This window comes from Mesorhizobium sp. M4A.F.Ca.ET.020.02.1.1 (assembly GCF_004022645.1).
GTDB lineage: Bacteria > Pseudomonadota > Alphaproteobacteria > Rhizobiales > Rhizobiaceae > Mesorhizobium.
On record NZ_RZOI01000776.1, the window covers coordinates 1 to 2,730 of the forward strand.

The 2,730-nt window shown below is 62.6% G+C and carries 6 protein-coding genes; 5 read left to right on the forward strand and 1 reads right to left on the reverse strand.

Translation table 11 applies throughout. From position 1 onward, the window contains the following. From EN742_RS30920 to EN742_RS30935, 5 genes are all read left to right on the forward strand, one after another. A partial coding sequence (locus EN742_RS30920; RefSeq protein ID WP_348632871.1) for a glycine zipper 2TM domain-containing protein occupies positions 1-192 on the forward strand: 192 nt, incomplete at its 5' end. A gap of 116 nt (positions 193-308) precedes the next feature. Then, complete coding sequence (locus tag EN742_RS40290) at positions 309-458, forward strand: hypothetical protein (RefSeq protein WP_348628230.1); 150 nt, start codon at positions 309-311, stop codon at positions 456-458. Beyond that, complete coding sequence (locus EN742_RS40295; RefSeq protein WP_348628231.1) at positions 455-634, forward strand: hypothetical protein; 180 nt, start codon at positions 455-457, stop codon at positions 632-634. Before EN742_RS40290 ends, EN742_RS40295 begins: the two co-directional genes overlap by 4 nt. 233 nt (positions 635-867) lie before the next feature. Beyond that, positions 868-1,218: a GFA family protein gene (locus EN742_RS30930; RefSeq protein ID WP_245455590.1), complete on the forward strand. Its 351-nt coding sequence runs from the start codon at positions 868-870 to the stop codon at positions 1,216-1,218. Then, positions 1,212-2,225 (forward strand): ATP-dependent DNA ligase, encoded by a 1,014-nt coding sequence (locus EN742_RS30935; protein ID WP_128333663.1) that lies wholly within the window; start codon positions 1,212-1,214, stop codon positions 2,223-2,225. The genes EN742_RS30930 and EN742_RS30935 overlap by 7 nt, the downstream gene beginning before the upstream one ends. Before the next feature lie 41 nt (positions 2,226-2,266). Here EN742_RS30935 and EN742_RS30940 read toward each other — a convergent pair whose 3' ends face one another. After that, the gene (locus EN742_RS30940; RefSeq protein WP_348632872.1) at positions 2,267-2,563 is read right to left on the reverse strand and encodes an alpha-ketoglutarate-dependent dioxygenase AlkB; all 297 of its coding nucleotides are present in this window, start codon (positions 2,561-2,563) and stop codon (positions 2,267-2,269) included. Between the last annotated feature and the right edge of the window lie 167 nt (positions 2,564-2,730).

Consider the following 2,730-nt stretch of genomic DNA (forward strand, 5'->3'; position numbering starts at 1 on the left):
GTCGGCCAGGCGATCGGCGGCAACACCAAGAGCACGGTCATCGGCGCGGCCGGCGGCGCGCTGCTCGGCGCGGTCGTCGGCTCGGCCACGACGCCGCAGCGCCGCGGCGAGCAGCTTTGCCGCTACCAGGATCGCTACGGCCGCATCTACACCGCGCCCTGCGACGACCGGTACTACAACGGCGACTATTGATCCCAGACACTTGGCTGGGGAGGCCGGCGTTTTGGGCGCTGGCCTCCTCGTAGCGCCATTCATTTGTACGGTTCTCGATGTAGAAGGAGTCTGGCGGCGGGACCTCCGGAGAAGGTATGACGACAAGCCTTGCCGGCACCCTGAAAAACCGAAGCAAGCAAGCGGTGAACCGGCTGATCGGCTACGACAGCCGCTGGCTGCGCATCCGCCAGATCGAGGCGCTCAGCGCTTTCTCGAGGCTGGCAACAGCAAGGCCTCCGACGTGATCGAGATCTCGCCGGGCTGGAATCGCTGTTGGACAGTGATGTGCCTGAACTATCGCTCGGTCGACTTCCCCGACATCGATATCTGCCAGCACCGCACCGACGAGCAATTCTCCGTCGTTATCGCCGACCAGGTGCTGGAGCATGTGCAGCGGCCGGGGGGCGGTGGAGATTTGTAGGTGCTCCACCCGCATCCTTCGGCCCCTGGACATTGAAAGCTCGGCTACTTCTTGGGGGATACTTTCCGATTCCATCGCCAACATCACAATCGAATGGGTCTCGATGTGGCCGTAGGACGGAAACCACATTTCCGTTCGAACGTTCAAGCGAGATGGACACAGTCGAGATCGCCTCCCGGACCGCCGCCGTCGAACGAACAGGGGGATGTCTCTGCGGCAGGATCCGTTATCGAGTGACCGGCGATCCGCGCGTTCACTACTGTCACTGTGACATGTGCCGCCGCGCGACCGGAAGCGCCTTCGCCGTGTTGGCCTGGACGTCCTCCTCCAACCTGTCATGGCTCAGCGAGGAGCCTGCCTATCGCGTATCTTCACCCATCGCCCGGAGGGGATTCTGCCGAGCATGCGGTTCTCCCTTGACCCTTTCCTACGCCGCCGCCGAGGACGAAGTCGCTCTGCATGTCGGAACCTTTGACGATCCTGAAGGTCTGGAACCGCAATACAATTACGGATCCTCGCAGCGGCTTGCCTGGGTTTGCTGTGGCATCGACTTGCCGCATCACGACACGGAAGAGCGATGGTAGCGGAATCCGATCATGAGTTTCCGCTCACTCTGGACACGCCGCCGATGGAAGCCCGGACCGCCGACACGCTGCCCGAGGGCAGCGGCATCTGGCAGTATGAGCCCAAGTGGGATGGCTTTCGCTGCCTTGCCTTCAAAGGAAGAAAGGCGGTCGATCTCAGGGCGAAATCCGGCAAGCCGCTTGGCCGCTATTTTCCCGAACTGACGGCGCTTCTGGGCGAGCTCGAAGCACGGGATTTCGTTGTGGACGGCGAGATCATAATCGAGATCGAAGGACGCGCATCGTTTGACGCGCTGCAGATGCGGCTTCACCCGGCAGAGAGCCGTATCCGGACGCTGAGCAGACAAACGCCTGCGCGGATAGTCCTCTTCGATACCCTTGCCGCGCCCGGAGGCAAGATCGTTCTCGAACTGCCGTTGCGGGAACGACGCGCGGCAACCGAAGATTTTGTCGCCAGGGCGGAGAATGAGGCGCTGCGACTTTCGTCGGCAACCACGAGTATCGCCAACGCCAACAAGTGGCTGCAGGGTGCTGGCCGCGGGTCGACCGACGGGGTCGTCGCCAAGATGCTGGACGAGCCCTATCGGCCAGGCGAGCGTGCGATGGTCAAGGTCAAGCGGCTGCGCACCGCCGACTGCGTGGTTGGCGGGTTCCGCTACCTGAACCGCAAGCGCCAGGTCGGGTCGCTGCTGCTGGGCCTCTATAACGACAATGGCTTGCTCGACCATGTCGGGTTCACCTCGACCATCAGCAATGAAGAGCGGTTGGCGGTCACCGTGAAGCTGGAGGAATTGCGCGGCGGACCCGGCTTCACAGGCAAGGCGCCGGGTGGGCCAAGCCGCTGGAGCACGGAACGCAGCGGCGAATGGGAGCCGGTGCGGCCGGAACTGGTCGTCGAGGTGCGCTTCGACCATATCACCAGCGACCGCTTCCGCCACGGAACCAGGCTTTTGCGCTGGCGGCCCGACAAGGTGCCGCGCCAGTGCACGTTCGAGCAGATGGAGTAGTGGCCTAGCAATCGCGACGATTGTTGTCTGCCATCGCGCATTCACTTTTTGCGCAAGGTTCGCAAAGTAATCGAATAGCGGTGTTCGGTCAGGGGCGGGATGCTGTGCTCCCATTCATCGCGCGCCGGGCCGCTCAAGAGGTAAGCCGACCGCGGCTCGACAATGATTGTCTTGCGGTCCCATTTCGTGCCGTTCTTGCGCCGGAGTCGGAAGCTGCAGGGAGCAAGAAGGGATACGCCGGCCACCGTCTCGAAATGCGGCTTGTCGCGATGCCAGCCGATGCCTGCGCCCGATCGATACTCGTTGATCAGAACCTGTTCGAAAGCGCTTTCCGGCAACCCGACGAAAGTAGCGACTTTGCGCCTTAGCGTCATCAAAGAAATCTGGTCTCGGGGGCGCCTCGACCACCGCGCCGATCGTAGTCGTAGCGCAGGCCGAAACCGATCACCTGCCGATTTGCCAGGTGGCCGTGGAAATCGAAGGCTGGAAGGGGAGCCTCTCAAGG

Excerpts from the sequence above, each read along its gene's own strand:
- EN742_RS40290 (WP_348628230.1), top strand. The coding sequence starts at position 309 with ATGACGACAAGCCTTGCCGGCACCCTGAAAAACCGAAGCAAGCAAGCG.
- EN742_RS30935 (WP_128333663.1), top strand. The coding sequence starts at position 1,212 with ATGGTAGCGGAATCCGATCATGAGTTTCCGCTCACTCTGGACACGCCG.